Consider the following 19,205-nt stretch of genomic DNA (forward strand, 5'->3'; position numbering starts at 1 on the left):
AATGGGCTGCTGAAACTAAGGAATAGAAACCAGCCGCTCACAATACAAGCCCACCTGACCCTTGGAACATGTCAAATCATCTGCGCTATCTTGCTGATTCATTTAGCAATTATTTATATGATATCCATAATATAAAATTAAGTGAATCAATCAGGAAGCCAGCATGCGCTATGACAAACAACACAAAACCGCCATCCGCCAGCGCATTCTGGACATGGCCACCATGCGATTCCGCTCCGAAGGCATTGCCGCCGTAGGCATTGCCAACCTGATGGCCGATCTTGGCCTAACACATGGCGGTTTTTACTGGCACTTCAAGGATAAGGAAGATCTGGTCGCCCAAGCCTGCCGCCAGGCAATGGAACACACCAGCCAGCAATGGCAGCATCAGATACAGCAGGCCGAAACCGGTCAGCAGCGCCTGGCCGTCGCCCAACATTACCTAAGCATCCAGCACCGTGACTTTCCCGATACCGGCTGTGTTGCCGCCGCCCTGGCCGGGGAGCTGAGCCGGCATACCGCGCCGGCGCGGCAGGCTTTTACCGCAGGCCTGCAACAACAGCTGGATACCCTGGGCCAGGCAGCCGTGCAGGATGGCAGCGTAGCGACCAGTCCATTCACGCCAGCGGTTCAGCTCAGCCTGATGGTGGGGGCCTTGCTGCTGTCACGTGCGGTTACCGATGGCGAACTGTCGGCCAGGCTGCTACAGGAGGCCGAAGCGATGATCACCCATTACTCGCCTCTGTCCGGCACCTGAGTGCTGCTGCGCAGACAGGCCTGGCGCGTTTCCCGCACCATGCGGTCAAAGTCGCCGCTGCGCTGCAAGGCCAGCAGTCCGCGGTTGAAACGGGCAATCAGCTCGGCACCACGCGGATGCCTGCGCCAGATCACCACGTGCATGGGGGCCATCCAGAAGGGCTGGGTGCGCTCCAGCTGACGGGTTTCGCGGGGTGAGAAATTACGGGACAGCAAGAACTGGCCGACTTCCTCCTCAATGGGGAACAAATCAATGCGCCGCGCCAGCAGCTTGCGGAAATTGCTCAGATCATCGCCAACGCCATCAGTATGCAGGATGCCCTGCCGTGACAGCCGGTCGAATTCGTCGGAATAATAATTGCCAATGGTGACGCCAATACGCAGTCCGGCCAGATCAGACAGTTGAGTCCAGTGCACCGCATGGGCCTTGCGCTGGAAAAACACCATGCGGGCCGACATCACCGGCTGGCTGTACAGCAGGTCTTGCTGACGGTCCGTGCTGGGTGCCCAGCCCAGGCTGCCATCCACCATGCCGTTGCGGGCGGATTGCAGGCTGCGGTTATTCGGCAAAAAGCGATAGCTGACCGTGACCTTGCCGCGGGCAAACGCAGCCGTCACCACCCGCGACAGGATGCCGTAATCCGGCAGCCCGGCACCGATATAAGGCGGCCAGTCATCCGAGCCAAGAACAATGGCCATCTGCCCATCCTGCAAGGGGGGAGAGCGCTGTGCGTGGACAGGCATTGCCCAGGCCAGCAGCATGGCGTGCAAACATGCACACCCGATGAACCACGGCCATGTCTGGCCGGCATGGTTCACAAGCCAATGCCTCATGCCCTGCTCCGTATCACGAATCGTTAGCCACTGGCGCAGTTGCGCCAGACTTCCCCGCTACGGTCCGGGCCTGATGACGTTGTATTGTAAATGTGAATCATTGCCGGGACGCGCATGCTTGAGCATACGGGCCCCGGCGGGCAGCAGCAAGTCTGTTCACCTGAAGACTTGCCGGCGAGCGCCGGATCAGCGCTTGGTGGGAGACAACAATGCCGACACCTGACGTGCCGGCTGGCTGCGACGCTGCTGTTGCTGGCCGCTGGCCGGCTTGGCCGCTTGCGGCTGACGGGTGCCCTGTGGCTGGGCGGCAGCTTGCTGACGCGGTGCCGCCGATTTGTTACGCGGGGGATTGCCAGCCGGACTGCGATGGCCATGGCCGGTGGGCTTGGCTTGCTGCTCGTGGCGCGGCTTGCCGGCACCCTGGCTCTGGCGCGCGCCCTGGCCTTGACGGCCAGCGCCACCTTGACCGCGACCACCGCGACCACTGTTGCCGCCCATGGGAATCGGCTCCGGCTTCACGTTCAGATCAGCCTCAAAACCTGGCACGGTAAAGCGGGCAATGGATTGCTTGGTCAGCTTTTCGATGTCACGCAGGAAGCTGAACTCATCCACGCACACCAGCGATACGGCTTCGCCCGGGCTGCCGGCACGGCCGGTACGGCCGATGCGGTGTACATAGTCTTCCGGCACATTCGGCAGTTCGAAGTTGACCACGTGCGGCAGCTGGTCGATATCCAGGCCGCGGGCGGCGATATCGGTTGCCACCAGCACCTGCAGGGTGGAATTCTTGAAGTCGGCCAGCGCGCGGGTACGGGCATTCTGGCTCTTGTTGCCGTGAATAGCCGCTGCCGGAATGCCGATCTTGTCCAGTTTTTCCGCCAGACGGTTGGCACCGTGCTTGGTACGGGTGAACACCAGCACCTGATACCAGTTGTGATCGCGGATCAGCTTGATCAGCAGATCGGTCTTCTTGTCGCGGTCCACCAGATGCACGCGCTGGTCCACCAGCTCGTTGGTGGTATTGCGGCGCGCCACTTCCACCAGCTTGGGTTGATCCAGCAGCTTGTCGGCCAGCGTCTTGATTTCGTCAGAAAAAGTGGCAGAGAACAGCAGGTTCTGCCGCTTGGCCGGCAGCAGTGCCAGAACCTTGCGGATATCGTGGATGAAGCCCATGTCCAGCATGCGGTCGGCCTCGTCCAGCACCAGGATTTCCACTACAGACAAATCCAGCGTGCGCTGGCTGACATGGTCGAGCAGACGGCCCGGGGTGGCCACCAGAATGTCCACCGGCTTGCGCAGGGCGGCAATCTGCGGATTGATGCCGACACCACCAAACATCACCATGGATTTGAGCGGCAGGTATTTGCCGTACTCACGCACCGATTCCTCCACCTGAGCGGCCAGTTCACGCGTAGGGGTAAGCACCAGCGCACGCGGTTTGCCCGCCTGACGCGACGGTTTGCCCATCAGCAACTGCAGCAGCGGCAAGGTAAAGCCGGCGGTCTTGCCGGTACCGGTCTGGGCGGCCGCCAGCAGATCGCCCCCTTGCAATACCTGGGGAATGGCTTGCGCCTGGATAGGGGTGGGAACGGTATAGCCGGTATCAGCTACAGCACGCAACAGATCCTGGGCAAGGCCAAGATCCGCAAAGGTCAAATCGGACATACTGCACTCCTGCGACTGCCTGATCGCAGTAAGCGACACCAATCTAGGCTGACGGTAAACAATTGAATTGAATGCGGATGGCCGCGGGATGAGGCCTGCATTGTGCGCCGATTGGCAAGACGCGAAAGCCGGCGAGTTTACAGACAATTGCCCATGCTGGGAAATCATCCTGCGGATTGATGCAGCAGGACGGGGCTGCACGTGGCACAATAATGCATGCTCAAAATCCGCTCCGTACCCATTGCAGTCATCTTACTGCTGCTTGCACCCGATCTGGCTCACGCCCTGAACGGTTCGCATTCGCTTGGTACCGGGCAGGACAAGGCAAGAGGTGGTAATACCAGCGGCATGCGCCAGGCTGTCCCCCCGGTTCAGCCACCCATTCCCACCGTGCAGGCCACCGACTTTGACTGCAACAAGCCGGCGAATGCCATGGAAATCATGCTGTGTCAGGATGAGGGGCTGATCCGCTTGGGCAATCGACTGGACAAGGTGTACACCCAGTCCATGGACAAGGCCCGGCAAACATCGGCCGGGGCCCTGAGCATGAGCAAACTGCAGCAGGAGCAGCGCCACTGGGCGCGTAACCTGAAGGACTGCATGAAGAATGAAAACCCCCACATGTGCCTGGGGGATACCTACATCCTGCGCATTACCGAACTGCAGGCCAGCTGGGAGCTGGCCCCGTCGCTGACACCGCTGCATTACCTGTGTGGCGGTGGCGGCAACAACGACGTGCTGGCCACCTTTTACCGCACCAAGCCCGCCACCGCCCGCCTGATACGCGGCAAAAGCCAGGCCATCCTGCACCAGCAGGAACTGGTTACCGGCGGCGCACGCTATGCCGGTCAGAACGTCGAATTCACCATCCGCGGCAAGGAAGCCAGCATCAACTGGAAAGGCGAAAGCCTGCTGTGCATCAGCCAGCCTGAACAATAAGTCCATACCCCTGCACAGGCCGGCAGCCGCACCGGACCATGTGCAGCCAACATTGCAACCCGGATATCACTCATGGCCCTTACCGCCACCATTTACAAAGCCGGCCTGTCGATTTCCGACATGGACCGCGGCTATTACGCCAGCCATAACCTGACCCTGGCACAACACCCGTCCGAAACCGTGGAGCGCCTGATGGTGCGCCTGGTTGCCTTTGTGCTCAATGCCAGCGAAACCCTCAGCTTTACCCGTGGCCTGAGTGCCGACGACGAGGCCGAGCTGTGGCAGAAGAATTACAGTGATGAAATCGAGCTGTGGATAGAACTGGGCGAACCGGATGAAAAGCGCCTGAAGAAAGCCTGCAGCCGTGCCGACAAGGTGGTGTTGTACACCTATGGCGGCCGCTCCAGCGAAGTATGGTGGCCGCAAATCGAAAACAAGCTGTCCAAGCTGGACAAGCTGAGCGTCTACCGCATCAGCACCGCCACCCAGGCAGAGCTGGCCAGTCTGTGCCAGCGCGGCATGCAACTGACCGCCACCGTGCAGGACGGCCAACTATGGCTGGCTGATGAAAGCCGCAATGTGCTGGTGGAAGTGGAAGCCCTGAAAGTGCCCCACTAAACCATTCAATCCATCAAGGCCGCGGCATGGCGGCTGCCAGCTGGCATGCCGCCTCGTCACCCTCTTCCAGCGCCTGAATCACCCCCTGCCGGTCTTGCGGCAGCCGGTTCTGGCTCAGCTTGGCCTTGACCTCCCAACGCGTTACCGGCAAACGAAAACCCACAATGCCGCGCTGCATGGCGGCCATCGCCGCTGGCGGCATGGCGTCGGTACTCCAGCCATCCGGGCCTTCAAAATGACGCGCCAGCTGACTTAACAGTTCACCCAGCTGCGCGCCGTCCACCGGCTCTGCCCGGCCATGCGCATGTGCCACGCGGTAATTCCAGGTAGGCACCATGCCATCCGACACATACCAGCGCGGCGACACATAGCCATGCACACCGGCAAACACCGCCACGCTGTCTTGTGCAAACAACACTTCGGCATGCGGATTGGCCCGCGCCAGATGGCCCAGCAGGCAATCAGGGTGGTGCGGGTCGGGAAACAACACCACATGGCTGATCCACGGTTCGTCCCCGGCTGGGGTAATCAGGGTGGCCAGTGGATTATCCGCCATCACGCTGGCCGCGTAGCTGGCATCGGCACGGAAGGCCGGCGGGCAATACAGACTCATCGCAACACTCCATCAACACGATTGATCAAAGGTCAATCCGGGGCAAAACACACCGCCGCTACTGGCGCATGGCAATGGCCAGCCGGTTCAGTGCATTCATGCTGGCGATAGCCATGGTCAGGTCGCAGATTTCCTGGGCATTGAAGTACTCCAGCAACGGGGTATAGGCCGCGTCATCGGCCTGCGTGGTGGCAATCAGCGTCACCGACTCGGCCCAGGCCAGGGCGGCCCTCTCCCGCGCACTGAAGTGCGGGCTCAGTCGCCAGCCGGCCAAGGTGTCCAGCCGCGCCGGGGTTTCACCGCCGCTGCGCAGCGCCCGGCTGTGCATGTCGAGGCAAAATGCACAGCCATTGATTTGCGAAACCCGCAGGTAAACCAGCTCCACCAGATTACGCCCCAGCGGGCTTTCCGCCAGTTGTTGCTTGATGGCACGCAGGTGTTGCAGGGCCGGAGCCGACAATTCGACATAGGGTAGACGCAAGGTAGACATGGCAGTTTCTCCACTCAGTAAGTGGCCCATTATCAACACACATTTGGCTCTATCACAGATCCACTTTCATCACGAATGACAGAACCAGTCTGCCACTCACCCCCGCAGTGCCTGCCACCACATCCAGCCGCCCATGCCAAGCAGCAGCAGGCCGCAGCCACGGTCCAGCAATCGCCTGGCACCAGCCCCCGCCCGCCGCAGCAGCTGCCCGATGCCAAAAGCCAACACACACCACCACAATGCCGAGCCCGACACGATGCCTGCCACCATGACCATGGCTTCGTTACCGCTGCTGACGGTCTGTCCGGTCAAACCGGAAAAAATGGCGACAAAGGACAAGATGGTCATGGGGTTGCCCAGCGTCAGCCCCAGTGCCGACCCATACGCCGCCGCCAAGCCGGAAGCTGGCCTGGCACTGGCCATGGCAGGCTCTCCCTGTGGTGCACGCAACATGGCCAGCCCCTGCCACAGCAAAAAGCCACCACCCGCCAGTGCCAGCGGCACTGCCAGCGCGGTCAGCTGCCGGATCAGCACCGTCAGGCCCAGCGCACCAAGGCTGGCATACAAGCCATCTGCAGTGGCCGCCCCCAGCCCGGTGGCCAGGCCGGCCCACGGCCCATGGCGCAGCGTCCGGTCAATGCACAGCAAGCCAATTGGCCCAACCGGCGCGGCAATGGCCAGCCCCACAATCAGCGCCTGGCCATACAAGGTAAACAGTGTCATGGCATTTCCCCTTTCAATTACATCAGTCTGCCTGCTTGTCAGTGGCAGACACATGCCATTTTTCAGGTAGGATCGCAGTAGAAACTGATAAATTAAGGCAGTAACAGCTTTTTACCGAAAAGGACGCAAGCGATGGAAATTGATGGCAAGGCCTGGAAAATTCTTGAATGCCTGCAGCGGGATGCACGGCTGTCACTAACCGAGCTGGCCCGCGCCGTTGAAATGTCGGTGCCGGCGGTATCCGAGCGGGTGAAGCGGCTGGAAGAATCCGGCGTGATCCAGGGTTACCACGCCCGGCTGGCACCACAAAAGGCCGGCTATACCCTATCGGCCATGGTAGGTATTACCGTGGCCCAGCCCTACAAGAAAAAGCTGCTGGACATCTTGTCGGCCATGCCGGAAGTCATGGAATGCCACCATGTCACCGGAGCGGATTCCTACCTGTTCCGCCTGCTGGCCCGTGATGTGGCCCACCTGGAAGCACTGGTGGCCCGGGTGAATCATCTGGGTGAAACCCGCACCTCCATCATCCTGTCCACCCCCATCAGCCAGCAAACCTTGCGCCCGCCACGTTAATTTGTGTGTCAACCGAACCTTAATGTCATCTGCCTGTCGTAAAATTCCAAGATCCACACCCCTCTGACACGCTCCATGACTTCGCTGACCCTGCGCCCGGCCACCTTTGACGATGCCGGCCTGATTGCCCGGCTGCACACCGAAAGCTGGCAACACAGCTACCGCCGCATCCTCTCCGACGACTACCTGGACCACGTTGCTCCCACCGAGCGCCACACCATGTGGACACGCCGTTTTCATTACGACAATCACCTGTGGGTATTGCTGGCCTTGTGGGAGGGCGAGCCGGTGGGGTTTGTCTGCCTGCTGCCCGATGGCGAAAGTGAGCGCGGGCTGTTGCTGGACAATCTGCATGTACTGCCGGGTCAGCAGGGCCGTGGCATAGGCCGCACCCTGCTGCAGGCGGCGGCAGCACAGGCAGACCGGCTGCAGGCCGGCACGCCGATGCACCTGTGGGTTTACGAGGCCAATAGCGACGCGCGCCGCTTTTACAACCGCATGGGTGGTGAAATGGTGGATAGGGAAAACGTGCTGGCACCGGACGGCAGCAAGGCCGTTGCGCTGTGCTATCGCTGGAAGCAGCCGGCGCAGCTGGCCAGCGGCAACATAACCATCTGATCCGGCAGCCCGTACCTGGCAGGGCTTTGCTACACTGGCGGCATGTCTGCCCTCAAATACCTGCTGCACTATCCGCCAAGCCTGCTGTCCCAAGTCCAGGCCCGTCTCGACGACGGCAGCCTGGGCGACTGGCTGGCCAGCCGCTACCCCGATTCACATCAGGTGCAGAACGATAATGCGCTGTATCAGTATGTCGGCGCACTCAAGCAGCGCTATCTGAAAAATGCCCCCGCTCCCACCAAGGTGCTGTTCGACAGCCAGCAACATCCGGTAAAAGGCACGCTGGGCACCAATACCCAGGTTTCCCGCGTACAAGGCGGCAAGCTCAAGGCCAAGCATGAAATCCGCATTGCCAGCCTGTTCCGCGACGCGCCAGAGCCGTTTTTGCGCATGATCGTGGTACATGAGCTGGCGCATTTGCGCGAAAAAAACCACGACAAGGCCTTCTACCAGCTGTGCTGCCATATGGAGCCGCACTATCACCAACTGGAGTTCGACACCCGGCTGTGGCTGACGCTGCGCGAACTAAAACCAGCCTGAACACACAGCATGCCGTCCCATCGGCATGCATCTGCTGGCTCAAGGCTGGGTCACTGCTACCCGAGCCCGTTGCTGTTCAAGAAAACCGGCGATGTGGCGGTAAGTCTGGGCACACTCCTCGGCTACCAGCTGCTCCATATTGAGAAAGGCATGTACCAGATCGGCAAAATGCAGATGCTCGCAGACCACACCGGCGGTCTGCAGTTTATCCAGATAGCGCAGCGCCTCGTCCCGTAGCGGGTCGAAGCCGGCTGACACCACCAGCGTGGCCGGCATGCGCGGCGTCACGGTCATGTGCAGCGGGGATGCTGCCAGCCGGTCTTCACCACGCTGGAAATAATTGTCGAAATACCAGGCAATGCGATCGCTGTTAAGGAAATAGCCTTCACCATTTTCGGTAATCGACGGCAGGCTCATGCTGTAGTCCAGACTGGGGTAAATCAGCACCTGGGCGGCAATCTGCAAGGCCGTGTCATGCTGGGCCCGCGCGCTTACCGTAGCGGCCAGCGCGGCACCAGCCGAGTCACCGGCCAATACCAGTTGCCGCACAAAAGGCAGGCCGCGGGCATCCAGTGCGGCAAACACACCACGCGCCACCGCATAGACATCATGCAGTGCCGCCGGATAGGGGTTCTCCGGCGCCAGGCGGTATTCCGGCACCACCACCACATGGCCGGTAGCCGCCGCCAAGCGTCGGCTGATGGGGTCGTACACACTGACGCTGCCAGCGGTATGGCCACCACCGTGCAGGAACAGCAGCACGGGCCGCGCCTCATCCGGGGCCGGGTGATAAATGCGCACCGGTACGCTGTAATCGCGACCGTGGACGATTTCATCATTCACCCAGGCAATATCCGGGCCGGGGCTCACCAGCGTACGGGTGACATTGGCCAGGGCCTCGCGGGCACCAATGGCGGTAGGTTTGTAGCCGCTGTCCTGCAAACGGCGGATAAGCTGGTTCAGCTGCAACAACCAGTCGGTCAGCTTGGGGCTGACAGCATGCATGAGACGTCTCCTGCGGCGGGAAATAAACACTCCGGGCCGGATATTAATATACCAAAGGCATGAATGATACCAGCCTGCGCGGCAGAGCTGCTCAGGAAACCAGCTGATCGCGCCGGGCTAGTTGCGGAAACCAGCGCATCCACAACACCACCACCAGCAAGGTTCCCGCACCACCCAACACCACCGCAGGCACCGCACCCAGCCAGGCTGCCGTCACCCCGGACTCGAACTCACCAAGCTGGTTGGAGGCACCGATGAACAACGAGTTCACCGAATTAACCCGCCCGCGCATGTCGTCCGGTGTTTCCAGCTGCACCAGCGTGCCGCGGATCACCACGCTGATGACATCAGCCGACCCCAACAGCATCAGTGCCAGCAAGGACAAGGGGAAGCTGCTGGACAGGCCGAACAGGATGGTGGCGATGCCAAACACCGCCACTGCAGCAAACATGATGTGGCCAGAGCGCCGCCGGATGGGGTGGCGCATCAGCCAGGCTGACATCAGCAAAGCCCCGGCTGCCGGTGCCGAGCGCAGCAGACCCAGGCCCCACGGTCCGGTATGCAGGATGTCGCGGGCAAAAATCGGCAGCAGTGCGGTGGCCCCGCCCAGCAGCACGGCAAACAGGTCCAGCGAAATTGCCCCCAGGATATCGGGCCGGCTACGGATGAAACGCACCCCCATCAGCAGCGAATCCAGCGATACCCGCTGCCCGGTGGGCAGCACCCGGCGGGAAGGCAGCAGGCTGACCAGCAACAGGCAGGCCACAAAGCAGGCTGCCGACAGGCCATAAGTAAGTGCCGCGCCCAGCGCATACAAAAAACCACCCAGTGCCGGCGCGATGATGGTGGCCGCTTCATTAGCCGAAGCCGCCATGGCGATAGCCTGCCCCAGCAAGCGCGGTGGCACGATATTAGGCAGCAGCGATTGCATGGCCGGCATGTCAAAGGCGCGGCAGCAGCCCACTACCACGGAGAGCGCAAAAATCAGTCCGCGGCTGACCTGCCAGCCCAGGCCCAGATTACCCAGCAGCAGCACCGTTGCCGCCACGGCCTGGATCGCCAGGCTGACAGCTACCACCCGACGCCGGTCGAAACGGTCGGATACCGCGCCGGTCACCAGCACCAGCAACACCCGCGGCAGAAACTGCAACAGTCCCACCAGCCCCAGATCCATGGCGCTGCCGGTCAGCGCATACACCTGCCAGCCAATGGCGACAGTAAGAATTTGGAAACCCGCAGTCAGTAGTACCCGCGCCAACCAGAAATGCCAGAAAGGGCGGCAATGCCGCAAAGAAGCAGAAGCGTCGTTCATGGAAGCAGAAAAAAGGCCGTACTGGCTATGACAAAGAGTTCAAGCCTAACGGCAGGGCGGCTGAAACGCGAGTGCTACACTCCATGCTTAAAAATTGCTAACACAATCGGGGCCTTGCCCTGCCGGGGCCACACCCGCACACCGCCAGTGGCTTTATTTTGAGGCCTGCTGCCGCAGGGCTTACAATTGCCCCCATTCCAGAAAGAAAGCCCCTCATGTCCCACACTCTGAGCGCCCTGCTGCAAGCCGCGGCCGATCGTCGCAGCGAGCTTGTCAGCCGTCTGCTGGCAGAAGATACCAATAGCTACCGCCTGTTCCATGGCAGTGTGGAAGGGGTATCCGGCCTGACCATAGACCGCTATGGCGATTTGCTGCTGGTGCAGAGCTTCCATCAGCCGCTGAGCGATGAAGAACTGGCAGAAATCCGTCAGTTCTACGCCGCCAGCCTGCCCGAGCTGCAATTGGTCTACAACGACCGCAGCAATGCCAACTCGCGCATCAGCAACACGCTGAGTCTGGCCGAACAGGCCGTAGCCGAAGAAAACCGCGTGGCACACGAACTGGGCATCCGCTACCACATCCGCGCCCGCCACAGCGGCCAGGACCCGTGGCTGTTCCTCGACCTGCGCGCCGGTCGCCGCCGCGTGATGCAGTTGGCCGAAGGCAAGAGCGTGCTCAACCTGTTTGCCTATACCTGCGGCGTGGGCCTGGCGGCCGCCAAGGGCGGTGCCAGCTTCGTGATGAATGTGGATTTTGCTGAATCCAGCCTGGCGGTGGGCCGTGCCAATGCCAAGCTCAACAGCCTGACCACCCGTCCGCGCTGCGTGCAGAGCGATGCCTTTGCCGCCCTGCGCCAGCTGTCCGGCATCGGCCAGCCCAAGATGGTCCGTGGCAAGAAAATGCCTCCCTTCCCCACGCTGGAAGCGCGCCAGTTCGATGTGGTCTTCCTCGACCCGCCGCGCTACGCCAAGAGTCCGTTTGGCGTGGTCGACCTGATCAACGACTACCAGGCCCTGTTCAAGCCGGCCCTGCTGTGCACCGCGCCGGGCGGGGTGCTGATCTGCTGCAATAATGTGGCCCAGGTGGATGGCGAAGCATGGCTGGAAGCGCTCAAGCGCAGTGCTGAAAAAGCCGGCCGCCCCATTCAAGCGGTGGAGTGGATCACCCCGGAACAAGACTTCCCCAGCCAGGATGGCCAGCATCCGCTCAAGATCGTGCAGCTGCACGTCTGATTGCCGCGGTACCAGGCTGCCCGACCGACCCGCTCGGCCGGGCAGCTTTGTTTTTAACTGCACCCGTTCGGGCCACCATCCGGGCAAGGTATCGCTACGCCCCTGGGAACTGCCAGCCACAAAACCCCACTAAAAGCAGCTAGCAAAATAGCGTGGCATCCCAAGGGTAAGACGCGCCGATACAGACAGTACTAAAGGTACGTCCAGGAGGCGCAACGCCGCAGCAGGCGTTTTGTTAGTTGCACCAAGCTGACTGCAACGCTGACGGTGGGCCTGTGTCCAGCCATGCAAAAAAAGCATTGCTGATTACTTCGCTTCAAGCTATCGTCATACCCCCATACAACCTCAACGGACCACGGGTCCCGACAAGGACGATCTTTATGTTTTCCTGGTTTGAAAAGCGGGTAGACGTCTACCCGGATACGCCTCCCGTCCAGCCACCCAAAGGCTTTCTGCCCTTTGTCTGGTCCGCCACCAGCGGCATGCGCCCCTACATCCTGTGCATGACCTTGCTGACCTCCCTCATTGGTGCCTTCGAAGCCCTGTTGTTCTCCATGCTCGGCTCCATTGTCGACTGGCTCAGTCATGTGGCACCGTCGCAACTATGGACCCAGGAGCGCCATCACCTGCTATTGCTGGGTGGCATTCTGCTGGCCAGCCCGCTGCTGATCGCCCTGCAGGCCATGTTCAAATACCAAAGTCTGTTCGGCAATTTCCCCATGCGCCTGCGCTGGCAGTTTCACCGCCACCTGCTGGGGCAAAGCATGAGCTTTTATCAGGATGAATTTGCTGGCCGCGTGGCCGCCAAGGTGATGCAGACCGCGCTGGCAGTGCGGGACACCGTGCTGATCATCACCGACATCCTGGTGTTCGTGGTGATCTACTTCATCACCATGGTGGCGGTGGTCGGCAGCTTCGATAGCAGCTTGCTGCTGCCCTTCATCGGCTGGTTGCTGCTGTATGTGGCAACCCTGGCTTTCTTCGTGCCACGGCTAGGCAAGGCCTCGGCCCGCCAGGCCGATGCACGCTCGCTGATGACTGGCCGCGTAACCGATGCCTATACCAATATCGCCACGGTCAAGCTGTTTGCCCAGGGTCAGCGCGAGGCCGCCTTCACCAAAAGTGCGATGCAGGAATTCATGCAGACCGCTTATAGCCAGATGCGCCTAGTCAGTGGCTTCGAAATCACCAACCACATCCTCAGCATGGGGCTGATCGCCAGCACCGCCGGTGCCACGCTGTGGTTGTGGACCCAGGGGCAGGTCGGTATCGGTGCGGTTGCCGCCGCAACCGCCATGGCCTTGCGGCTCAATGGGGTATCCCACTGGATCATGTGGGAAATGTCCAGCCTGTTCGAAAATATCGGTACCGTGCACGACGGCATCAGCACCCTGTCGCGGCCGGTCGCCATTGTCGATCAGCCGGATGCCCGGGCGCTGCAGGTGGCACGCGGCGAGATACGCTTCGACAATGTCAGCTTTTCCTATGGTGGCGAACGCACCATTGTCGACGGGCTGAACCTCACCATTCGCCCCGGCGAAAAAATCGGCCTGGTCGGCCGCAGCGGTGCCGGCAAGTCCACCATCGTCAACCTGATGCTGCGTTTTTACGACATCGAGCAGGGCCGCATCCTGATCGATGGCCAGGATATTGCCGCGGTGACACAGGACAGCCTGCGCGCGCAGATCGGCATGGTGACGCAGGACACCTCACTCTTGCACCGCTCGGTACGCGACAACCTGCTGTACGGCAGGCCAGATGCCGGCGACGAGGCCATGATCCATGCCGCCACGCAGGCAGAGGCGCATGATTTCATCCAGGCATTGACCGACCCAAAGGGTCGCCGTGGCTATGATGCCCATGTGGGCGAGCGCGGCGTCAAGCTGTCCGGTGGCCAGCGTCAGCGCGTGGCCATTGCCCGGGTGATGCTGAAAGATGCCCCTATCCTGCTGCTGGACGAAGCCACCAGTGCACTTGATTCGGAAGTGGAAGCCGCCATCCAGAGCAGCCTGTACCGGCTGATGGAAGGCAAGACCGTGGTGGCCATTGCCCACCGCCTGTCCACCATTGCCGCCATGGACCGGCTGATCGTGCTGGACAAAGGACGGGTGGTGGAAGAAGGCGATCATGCCAGCCTGCTGGCCAAGGGTGGCCTGTATGCCCGGTTGTGGGCACACCAGAGCGGCGGTTTTCTGGGTGAGGAGACCGACGAGGCAATCCGCCCCGGTGAGCTTGATCCGGTCTGAGCACCAGCCGCATCTCAACCACGTCAAACAAGAAACCCGCCTGCTGGCGGGTTTTTCTTTATGCTGCCGAATCTGTGGTCAGAACGGTATCAGGCTTCGGCCTTTTTCAGGATGACATACAGCTCGTCCTTCAGCTTGAGCTTTTCCTTCTTCAGCACTTCAACATCAAACTGGCTGCCGTTTCCGATACCGGCCTCGATATTCTTGATGGTCTGGTCCAGTTCATTGTGCTTGTTGAACAGACGGCTGAAATGGTCGTCTTCGGTTTTCAGTTTGCTGATCAGTTCGCGGAACTCTGGAAACATGGGCTTCTCCTGATGGGTGGGTTGGGCGGCTGCATGCCACCTGACTACAACTTCATGCTAGCCCCGGCACCAGCCTGCTTTCTTGATCTAGGGCATATGCACGACAGACGTCCGGCCATTGTGCGCCGTGCGGAATGGCTGGCAAGAAGTGACGGTCTGCTTCCTGCCCGCCGGACCGGCGCATGCCTGCACCTATGTCCAGTCGACCGCCCTGATTCAAGCCGCCACGATGCTGCGATGTCATCCGGTTAGGCCGCCATTGAGCCAACACCATGCCTGGAGGCTTCATGCAACATCCTTGCGCTGGCGATACCGATTTCCAGCATCAGTCATTTCTGGAACTACGCCCCATCGCCGTATCGCTGCAGATACTTGGCGTCTGTGCCTGGCTGGCATCGCTGCTGCTCAGCCATCCCTACCGGCAGATAGAAAGCGGCAGCACGCTGCTGGCAACACCAGCCATGCTTGGGGGCATTCTGCTGTCCTGGCAGGCCAGTCACCACCGCACCCTGCTACTGGGCATGCTACTGAACCTGGGTGGCCTGAGCCTGGCTTTTCGCCTCAATTTTCTGTTCATCAGCGAGCCCGGCCCCTGGGCAACATCCGTCGCCGTCTGCATCATTCTGACCATGGCACCGGTGTTTCACAGCACCCGTGCTTTCCTGCTGGCCAGCATCGGCATCTGGGCCATGCTGCTGCAAGGTACGCTGGCCGATCAGCATCTGTGGGGTCAAAGCTCATGGATGGCACTGCTGATTGCGGTCAGCATGGCCACCGGCCTGATGCTCAACATCCTGTTCCGCCGCCTGCGCCTGCGCGGCTATGTCCTACGCCGCAAGCTGGAGGTCCTGGCGTTTCAGGATGCCCTGACCGGCATCGACAACCGCCGCAGCCTGCTGGAAAAGCTGCAGGCCTGGTATCCCTTGCAACAGGGCTATTTCATGATGGTGGATATCGACGATTTCAAAAGCATCAACGATGACTATGGCCATGAGGCTGGAGACCAGGTACTACGGGAAGTGGCAATGCAACTGAATGGCCATCCCGACATTGACCTATGCGGAAGGCTGGGAGGCGAGGAGTTCGGCCTGTTCACCCGCAAGACCAACCGGGTACAGGTCACCACGGTGGCGGAAGAGCTGATCCGGCACGTCAACGCCTGCCAAGTACAGCAACGCCGGCTCTCCATCAGTATCGGCATCGTATACATGGATGGACGGATAGGGCTGAGCACCGCCCTGCGGCTGGCGGACAAGGCCATGTACCAGGCCAAGCAGGCCGGCAAGAACTGCTTTGTGCTTGCCCTGCCAGACAGTCATAGCACCCGTCCGCAGCAAGCGATTCAAACCGGGTAGCCAGCAAAAAGCCGCCCGCAGGCGGCTTCCGGCTGGCGGGCAGACAATCAGGCGTCGTAACCCAGATTGGGTGCCAGATCGCGCTCGGCCTGTTCCAGCGTCACCCCGCGGCGCTGGGCATAGCTGGTAACCTGATCCTTCTCCACCTTGCCCACACCGAAATAACGCGACTCCGGATGGCTGAAGTAGAAGCCGGACACGGCAGCCGTCGGCAGCATGGCATAGCCCTCGGTCAGGGTCATGCCGATGGCCGGGGCATCCAGCAACACAAACAACTCTTTTTTCACCGTATGGTCCGGACAGGCCGGGTAGCCCGGTGCCGGGCGGATGCCACGGTATTTCTCGTCGATCAAGGCTTCGTTATCCAAGGCTTCGTCGGCAGCATAGCCCCAGAACTCGCGCCGCACGCGCTGGTGCATCAGTTCGGCAAAGGCTTCGGCCAGCCGGTCGGCCAGCGCCTTGAGCAGAATGGCAGAGTAGTCGTCATTGGCCTCTTCAAAACGTTTGACATGCGGCTCGATGCCGATGCCGGCGGTGACAGCAAAGGCACCGATGTAGTCGTCCACGCCGCTGTCGGCCGGGGCAATGTAATCAGCCAGCGCCCAGTTGGGCTTGCCGTCCATTTTCGGCAGCTGCTGGCGCAGGCCCACCCAGGTCATCTGGCTGCTGCCATCCACACTGCGGATGTCAATATCGTCATCATTCACCGTGGCGGCCGGGAACAGGCCGATCACCGCATTGGCGCCAAGCCAGTTTTCGCTGATGATTTGCGCCAGCATGGTCTGGGCATCGGCATACAGGCTGCGGGCGGACTCGCCGACAATCTCGTCATCCAGAATGCGCGGGAAGCGACCAGCCAGCTCCCAGCTCTGGAAGAAAGGCGTCCAGTCGATGAAGGCGGCAATTTCCGCCAGCGGATAGTTTTCGAAGCGGCGCACGCCCAGCCACTGCGGCTTGGGCGGGGTGTAGGCCGCCCAGTCGGTAGCCTGTTTGTTGGCGCGGGCTGCGTCCAGGCTCACCACCTTGCGGCTGGCCTTGTTGGCATGGCCTTCGCGGGCACGCTGGTACTCGGCCGCCACTTCGGCGACAAAGCCATCGCGCAGGGTATCGGACAGCAGGTTGGAGCACACGCCCACCGCACGGCTGGCATCCGGCACATACACCACCGGGTGCTGGTAGTGCGGCGCAATCTTCACCGCCGTGTGGACCTTGGAGGTGGTGGCACCGCCAATCAGCAGCGGGATATCAAAACCCTGACGCTGCATTTCCTTGGCCACATGGCTCATTTCTTCCAGCGACGGGGTAATCAGGCCCGACAGGCCGATGATGTCGGCCTTGTGCTCGCGCGCGGCGTCCAGGATGGTCTGGCACGGCACCATCACGCCCAGGTCGATCACCTTGTAGTTGTTACAGCGCAGCACCACGCCGACGATGTTCTTGCCGATGTCGTGCACATCACCCTTGACCGTGGCCATGATGATGACGCCCTTGGCCGGCGCATCGGCCAGCCCCATGCGGATCTTTTCTTCCTCGATGAAGGGCTCCAGATGCGCCACGGCGGCCTTCATCACACGGGCGGACTTCACCACCTGCGGCAGAAACATCTTGCCGGCACCAAACAGGTCACCCACCACGTTCATGCCGTCCATCAACGGACCTTCAATCACATGAATGGGGCGCGCGCACTTGAGGCGGACTTCCTCGGTGTCTTCAACGATATAAGTGGTGATGCCCTTGACCAGCGCGTGTTCCAGCCGTTTTTCCACCGCCCATTCACGCCAGGCCAGGTCTTCGACCTTTTTCTCGCCCGCTGCCTCACCCTTGAAGCGTTCGGCCAGCGCAATCAGGTGCTCGGTGGCATCGCCGCCATCTTTTGGCGTGCGCATCAGCACCACGTCTTCAATGCGTTCGCGCAGTTCCTTGTCGACTTCGTCATACACTTCCAGCGCGCCGGCATTGACGATGCCCATGGTCATGCCGCGCTGGATGGCGTGGTACAGGAACACGGCGTGAATCGCCTCGCGCACCTTGTTGTTGCCGCGGAAGGAGAAAGACACATTGGACACGCCGCCAGATATCTTGGCGTGCGGCAGATTCTGCTTGATCCAGCCAGTGGCTTCGATGAAGTCCAGGCCGTAACGGGCGTGTTCTTCAATGCCGGTGGCCACGGCAAAGATATTGGGGTCGAAGATGATGTCTTCCGGCGGATAACCCACCTCATCCACCAGGATGCGGTAGCTCTTTTCGCAGATTTCCACCTTGCGGGCGTAAGTGTCGGCCTGGCCCTTGTCGTCAAAGGCCATCACGATCACCGCCGCGCCGTAACGGCGCAGCAAGCGGGCTTGTTGCTTGAACTTGTCCACCCCTTCCTTCATGGAAATGGAGTTGACGATGCCCTTGCCCTGAATGCACTTGAGGCCGGCTTCGATCACTTCCCACTTGGAGGAGTCAATCATGATGGGCACGCGGGCGATGTCCGGCTCGGCGGCGATCAGCTTGAGGAAGCGATCCATGGCCGCCAGCGCATCCAGCATGCCCTCGTCCATATTGATGTCGATGATTTGCGCGCCGTTTTCCACCTGCTGCCGCGCCACATCCAGCGCGGTGGCGTAGTCGCCGTTCAGAATCAGCTTGGCAAAGGCGCGGCTGCCGGTGACGTTGGTACGCTCACCCACATTGACGAACAGGTCGTGGTCGCCAATGTTGAACGGCTCCAGACCGGACAGGCGGCACTTGGCTTCAATCTGTGGCAATGCACGCGGCGCAATGCCGTCCACTGCATTGGCGATGGCGGCGATATGCTCCGGCGTGGTGCCACAGCAACCGCCGACGATGTTGATCAGCCCGGATTCGGCCCATTCGCGCACGAACTCGCCCATGGCCGCCGGTTCCAGGTCGTAACCGCCAAAGGCATTGGGCAGACCGGCATTGGCATGCACCGACACATAAGTGGCCGATACGCGCGACAGTTCTTCCACATAGGGCCGCAGCAGGTCCGGCCCCAGCGCACAGTTGAGGCCGAAGGACATGGCATCGGCGTGCGACAGGCTGTTGTAGAAGGCTTCGGTGGTCTGACCGGTCAGCGTGCGGCCGGACTGGTCGGTAATGGTGCCGGACACCATGATGGGCAGCCGGGTCTTGTCGGGGTGATCGTCAAAATACTGGTGGATGGCAAACACCGCCGCCTTGGCGTTGAGCGTGTCGAAGATGGTTTCCACCAGCAGGAAATCCGCGCCACCGGCCACCAGGCCGTCGATGGCCTCGGTATAGCTCTTCACCAGTTCGTCAAAGCTGACATTGCGGTAACCCGGGTCGTTCACGTCCGGGCTGATGCTGGCGGTGCGGTTGGTGGGGCCCAGCACGCCGGCACAGAAGCGC

18 protein-coding genes are annotated in these 19,205 nt (G+C 61.0%); 9 read left to right on the forward strand and 9 right to left on the reverse strand.

The features are described 5' to 3' along the window. The first annotated feature begins 163 nt into the window (after positions 1 to 163). Complete coding sequence (locus QVF59_RS03530) at positions 164 to 757, forward strand: TetR/AcrR family transcriptional regulator (RefSeq protein ID WP_287877413.1); 594 nt, start codon at positions 164 to 166, stop codon at positions 755 to 757. Here the strand turns inward: QVF59_RS03530 and QVF59_RS03535 are convergent. Both QVF59_RS03535 and QVF59_RS03540 read right to left on the reverse strand, forming a co-directional pair. Continuing rightward, positions 733 to 1,455, reverse strand: coding sequence for a substrate-binding periplasmic protein (locus QVF59_RS03535; RefSeq protein ID WP_159880657.1), 723 nt, complete (start codon positions 1,453 to 1,455; stop codon positions 733 to 735). The two genes, QVF59_RS03530 and QVF59_RS03535, sit on opposite strands and share 25 nt — an antisense overlap. 321 nt (positions 1,456 to 1,776) lie before the next feature. Next, positions 1,777 to 3,255, reverse strand: coding sequence for a DEAD/DEAH box helicase (locus QVF59_RS03540; RefSeq protein WP_287877415.1), 1,479 nt, complete (start codon positions 3,253 to 3,255; stop codon positions 1,777 to 1,779). Positions 3,256 to 3,471: 216 nt separating this feature from the next. Between QVF59_RS03540 and QVF59_RS03545 the strand changes: the two genes are divergently transcribed. Together QVF59_RS03545 and QVF59_RS03550 are read left to right on the forward strand one after the other, a co-directional pair. Further along, on the forward strand, positions 3,472 to 4,194 hold the full coding sequence (locus QVF59_RS03545) for an MliC family protein (RefSeq protein WP_159880656.1): 723 nt from the start codon (positions 3,472 to 3,474) through the stop codon (positions 4,192 to 4,194). A 72-nt stretch (positions 4,195 to 4,266) separates the two neighbouring features. Further along, the gene (locus QVF59_RS03550; RefSeq protein WP_287877416.1) at positions 4,267 to 4,812 is read left to right on the forward strand and encodes a YaeQ family protein; all 546 of its coding nucleotides are present in this window, start codon (positions 4,267 to 4,269) and stop codon (positions 4,810 to 4,812) included. 13 nt (positions 4,813 to 4,825) lie between these two features. Here the strand turns inward: QVF59_RS03550 and QVF59_RS03555 are convergent, their stop codons facing one another. From QVF59_RS03555 to QVF59_RS03565, 3 genes are all read right to left on the reverse strand, one after another. Next, positions 4,826 to 5,425 (reverse strand): FMN-binding negative transcriptional regulator, encoded by a 600-nt coding sequence (locus QVF59_RS03555; RefSeq protein WP_287877417.1) that lies wholly within the window; start codon positions 5,423 to 5,425, stop codon positions 4,826 to 4,828. A 58-nt stretch (positions 5,426 to 5,483) separates the two neighbouring features. Then, complete coding sequence (locus tag QVF59_RS03560) at positions 5,484 to 5,915, reverse strand: carboxymuconolactone decarboxylase family protein (protein WP_287877418.1); 432 nt, start codon at positions 5,913 to 5,915, stop codon at positions 5,484 to 5,486. A 96-nt stretch (positions 5,916 to 6,011) separates the two neighbouring features. Then, a complete protein-coding gene (locus QVF59_RS03565; RefSeq protein WP_287877419.1) occupies positions 6,012 to 6,638 on the reverse strand; it encodes a LysE/ArgO family amino acid transporter in 627 nt (208 codons plus the stop codon). Between the two features lie 132 nt (positions 6,639 to 6,770). Between QVF59_RS03565 and QVF59_RS03570 the strand changes: the two genes are divergently transcribed. From QVF59_RS03570 to QVF59_RS03580, 3 genes are all read left to right on the forward strand, one after another. Further along, complete coding sequence (locus QVF59_RS03570) at positions 6,771 to 7,214, forward strand: Lrp/AsnC family transcriptional regulator (RefSeq protein WP_287877420.1); 444 nt, start codon at positions 6,771 to 6,773, stop codon at positions 7,212 to 7,214. A gap of 75 nt (positions 7,215 to 7,289) precedes the next feature. After that, a complete protein-coding gene (locus QVF59_RS03575; protein ID WP_287877421.1) occupies positions 7,290 to 7,832 on the forward strand; it encodes a GNAT family N-acetyltransferase in 543 nt (180 codons plus the stop codon). A 42-nt stretch (positions 7,833 to 7,874) separates the two neighbouring features. Next, the gene (locus QVF59_RS03580; RefSeq protein WP_287877423.1) at positions 7,875 to 8,372 is read left to right on the forward strand and encodes a M48 metallopeptidase family protein; all 498 of its coding nucleotides are present in this window, start codon (positions 7,875 to 7,877) and stop codon (positions 8,370 to 8,372) included. A gap of 39 nt (positions 8,373 to 8,411) precedes the next feature. Here QVF59_RS03580 and QVF59_RS03585 read toward each other — a convergent pair whose 3' ends face one another. Further along, positions 8,412 to 9,377 carry an alpha/beta hydrolase gene (locus QVF59_RS03585; RefSeq protein ID WP_287877425.1) on the reverse strand — a complete coding sequence of 322 codons (966 nt, stop codon included), beginning with the start codon at positions 9,375 to 9,377 and terminating at the stop codon, positions 8,412 to 8,414. 91 nt (positions 9,378 to 9,468) lie between these two features. Continuing rightward, positions 9,469 to 10,689, reverse strand: a complete 1,221-nt coding sequence (locus QVF59_RS03590; RefSeq protein ID WP_287877427.1) for an MFS transporter — start codon at positions 10,687 to 10,689, stop codon at positions 9,469 to 9,471. A gap of 215 nt (positions 10,690 to 10,904) precedes the next feature. Here QVF59_RS03590 and QVF59_RS03595 point away from each other — a divergent pair, with 215 nt between their 5' ends. Next, entirely contained in the window at positions 10,905 to 11,921 is a 1,017-nt protein-coding gene (locus tag QVF59_RS03595; protein ID WP_287877429.1) for a class I SAM-dependent rRNA methyltransferase, read from the forward strand. A 380-nt stretch (positions 11,922 to 12,301) separates the two neighbouring features. Next, a complete protein-coding gene (locus QVF59_RS03600; RefSeq protein ID WP_287877430.1) occupies positions 12,302 to 14,167 on the forward strand; it encodes an ABC transporter ATP-binding protein in 1,866 nt (621 codons plus the stop codon). Positions 14,168 to 14,256: 89 nt separating this feature from the next. Here the strand turns inward: QVF59_RS03600 and QVF59_RS03605 are convergent, their stop codons facing one another. Further along, positions 14,257 to 14,472 carry an HP1242/YdcH family protein gene (locus QVF59_RS03605; protein WP_159880644.1) on the reverse strand — a complete coding sequence of 72 codons (216 nt, stop codon included), beginning with the start codon at positions 14,470 to 14,472 and terminating at the stop codon, positions 14,257 to 14,259. A 287-nt stretch (positions 14,473 to 14,759) separates the two neighbouring features. Here QVF59_RS03605 and QVF59_RS03610 point away from each other — a divergent pair, with 287 nt between their 5' ends. Continuing rightward, positions 14,760 to 15,827: a GGDEF domain-containing protein gene (locus QVF59_RS03610; RefSeq protein WP_287877431.1), complete on the forward strand. Its 1,068-nt coding sequence runs from the start codon at positions 14,760 to 14,762 to the stop codon at positions 15,825 to 15,827. Between the two features lie 47 nt (positions 15,828 to 15,874). Here QVF59_RS03610 and metH read toward each other — a convergent pair. Continuing rightward, a partial coding sequence (metH, locus tag QVF59_RS03615; protein ID WP_287877433.1) for a methionine synthase occupies positions 15,875 to 19,205 on the reverse strand: 3,331 nt, incomplete at its 5' end.

This window comes from Aquitalea sp. (genome assembly GCF_030150775.1).
GTDB lineage: Bacteria > Pseudomonadota > Gammaproteobacteria > Burkholderiales > Chromobacteriaceae > Aquitalea > Aquitalea denitrificans.

What these genes read in the sequence shown, in the direction of transcription:
- QVF59_RS03530 (WP_287877413.1), top strand. Translation starts at nt 164, where the DNA reads ATGCGCTATGACAAACAACACAAAACCGCCATCCGCCAGCGCATTCTG.
- QVF59_RS03535 (WP_159880657.1), bottom strand. Translation starts at nt 1,455, where the DNA reads ATGGCCATTGTTCTTGGCTCGGATGACTGGCCGCCTTATATCGGTGCC.
- QVF59_RS03540 (WP_287877415.1), bottom strand. Translation starts at nt 3,255, where the DNA reads ATGTCCGATTTGACCTTTGCGGATCTTGGCCTTGCCCAGGATCTGTTG.
- QVF59_RS03545 (WP_159880656.1), top strand. Translation starts at nt 3,472, where the DNA reads ATGCTCAAAATCCGCTCCGTACCCATTGCAGTCATCTTACTGCTGCTT.
- QVF59_RS03550 (WP_287877416.1), top strand. Translation starts at nt 4,267, where the DNA reads ATGGCCCTTACCGCCACCATTTACAAAGCCGGCCTGTCGATTTCCGAC.
- QVF59_RS03555 (WP_287877417.1), bottom strand. Translation starts at nt 5,425, where the DNA reads ATGAGTCTGTATTGCCCGCCGGCCTTCCGTGCCGATGCCAGCTACGCG.
- QVF59_RS03560 (WP_287877418.1), bottom strand. Translation starts at nt 5,915, where the DNA reads ATGTCTACCTTGCGTCTACCCTATGTCGAATTGTCGGCTCCGGCCCTG.
- QVF59_RS03565 (WP_287877419.1), bottom strand. Translation starts at nt 6,638, where the DNA reads ATGACACTGTTTACCTTGTATGGCCAGGCGCTGATTGTGGGGCTGGCC.
- QVF59_RS03570 (WP_287877420.1), top strand. Translation starts at nt 6,771, where the DNA reads ATGGAAATTGATGGCAAGGCCTGGAAAATTCTTGAATGCCTGCAGCGG.
- QVF59_RS03575 (WP_287877421.1), top strand. Translation starts at nt 7,290, where the DNA reads ATGACTTCGCTGACCCTGCGCCCGGCCACCTTTGACGATGCCGGCCTG.
- QVF59_RS03580 (WP_287877423.1), top strand. Translation starts at nt 7,875, where the DNA reads ATGTCTGCCCTCAAATACCTGCTGCACTATCCGCCAAGCCTGCTGTCC.
- QVF59_RS03585 (WP_287877425.1), bottom strand. Translation starts at nt 9,377, where the DNA reads ATGCATGCTGTCAGCCCCAAGCTGACCGACTGGTTGTTGCAGCTGAAC.
- QVF59_RS03590 (WP_287877427.1), bottom strand. Translation starts at nt 10,689, where the DNA reads ATGAACGACGCTTCTGCTTCTTTGCGGCATTGCCGCCCTTTCTGGCAT.
- QVF59_RS03595 (WP_287877429.1), top strand. Translation starts at nt 10,905, where the DNA reads ATGTCCCACACTCTGAGCGCCCTGCTGCAAGCCGCGGCCGATCGTCGC.
- QVF59_RS03600 (WP_287877430.1), top strand. Translation starts at nt 12,302, where the DNA reads ATGTTTTCCTGGTTTGAAAAGCGGGTAGACGTCTACCCGGATACGCCT.
- QVF59_RS03605 (WP_159880644.1), bottom strand. Translation starts at nt 14,472, where the DNA reads ATGTTTCCAGAGTTCCGCGAACTGATCAGCAAACTGAAAACCGAAGAC.
- QVF59_RS03610 (WP_287877431.1), top strand. Translation starts at nt 14,760, where the DNA reads ATGCAACATCCTTGCGCTGGCGATACCGATTTCCAGCATCAGTCATTT.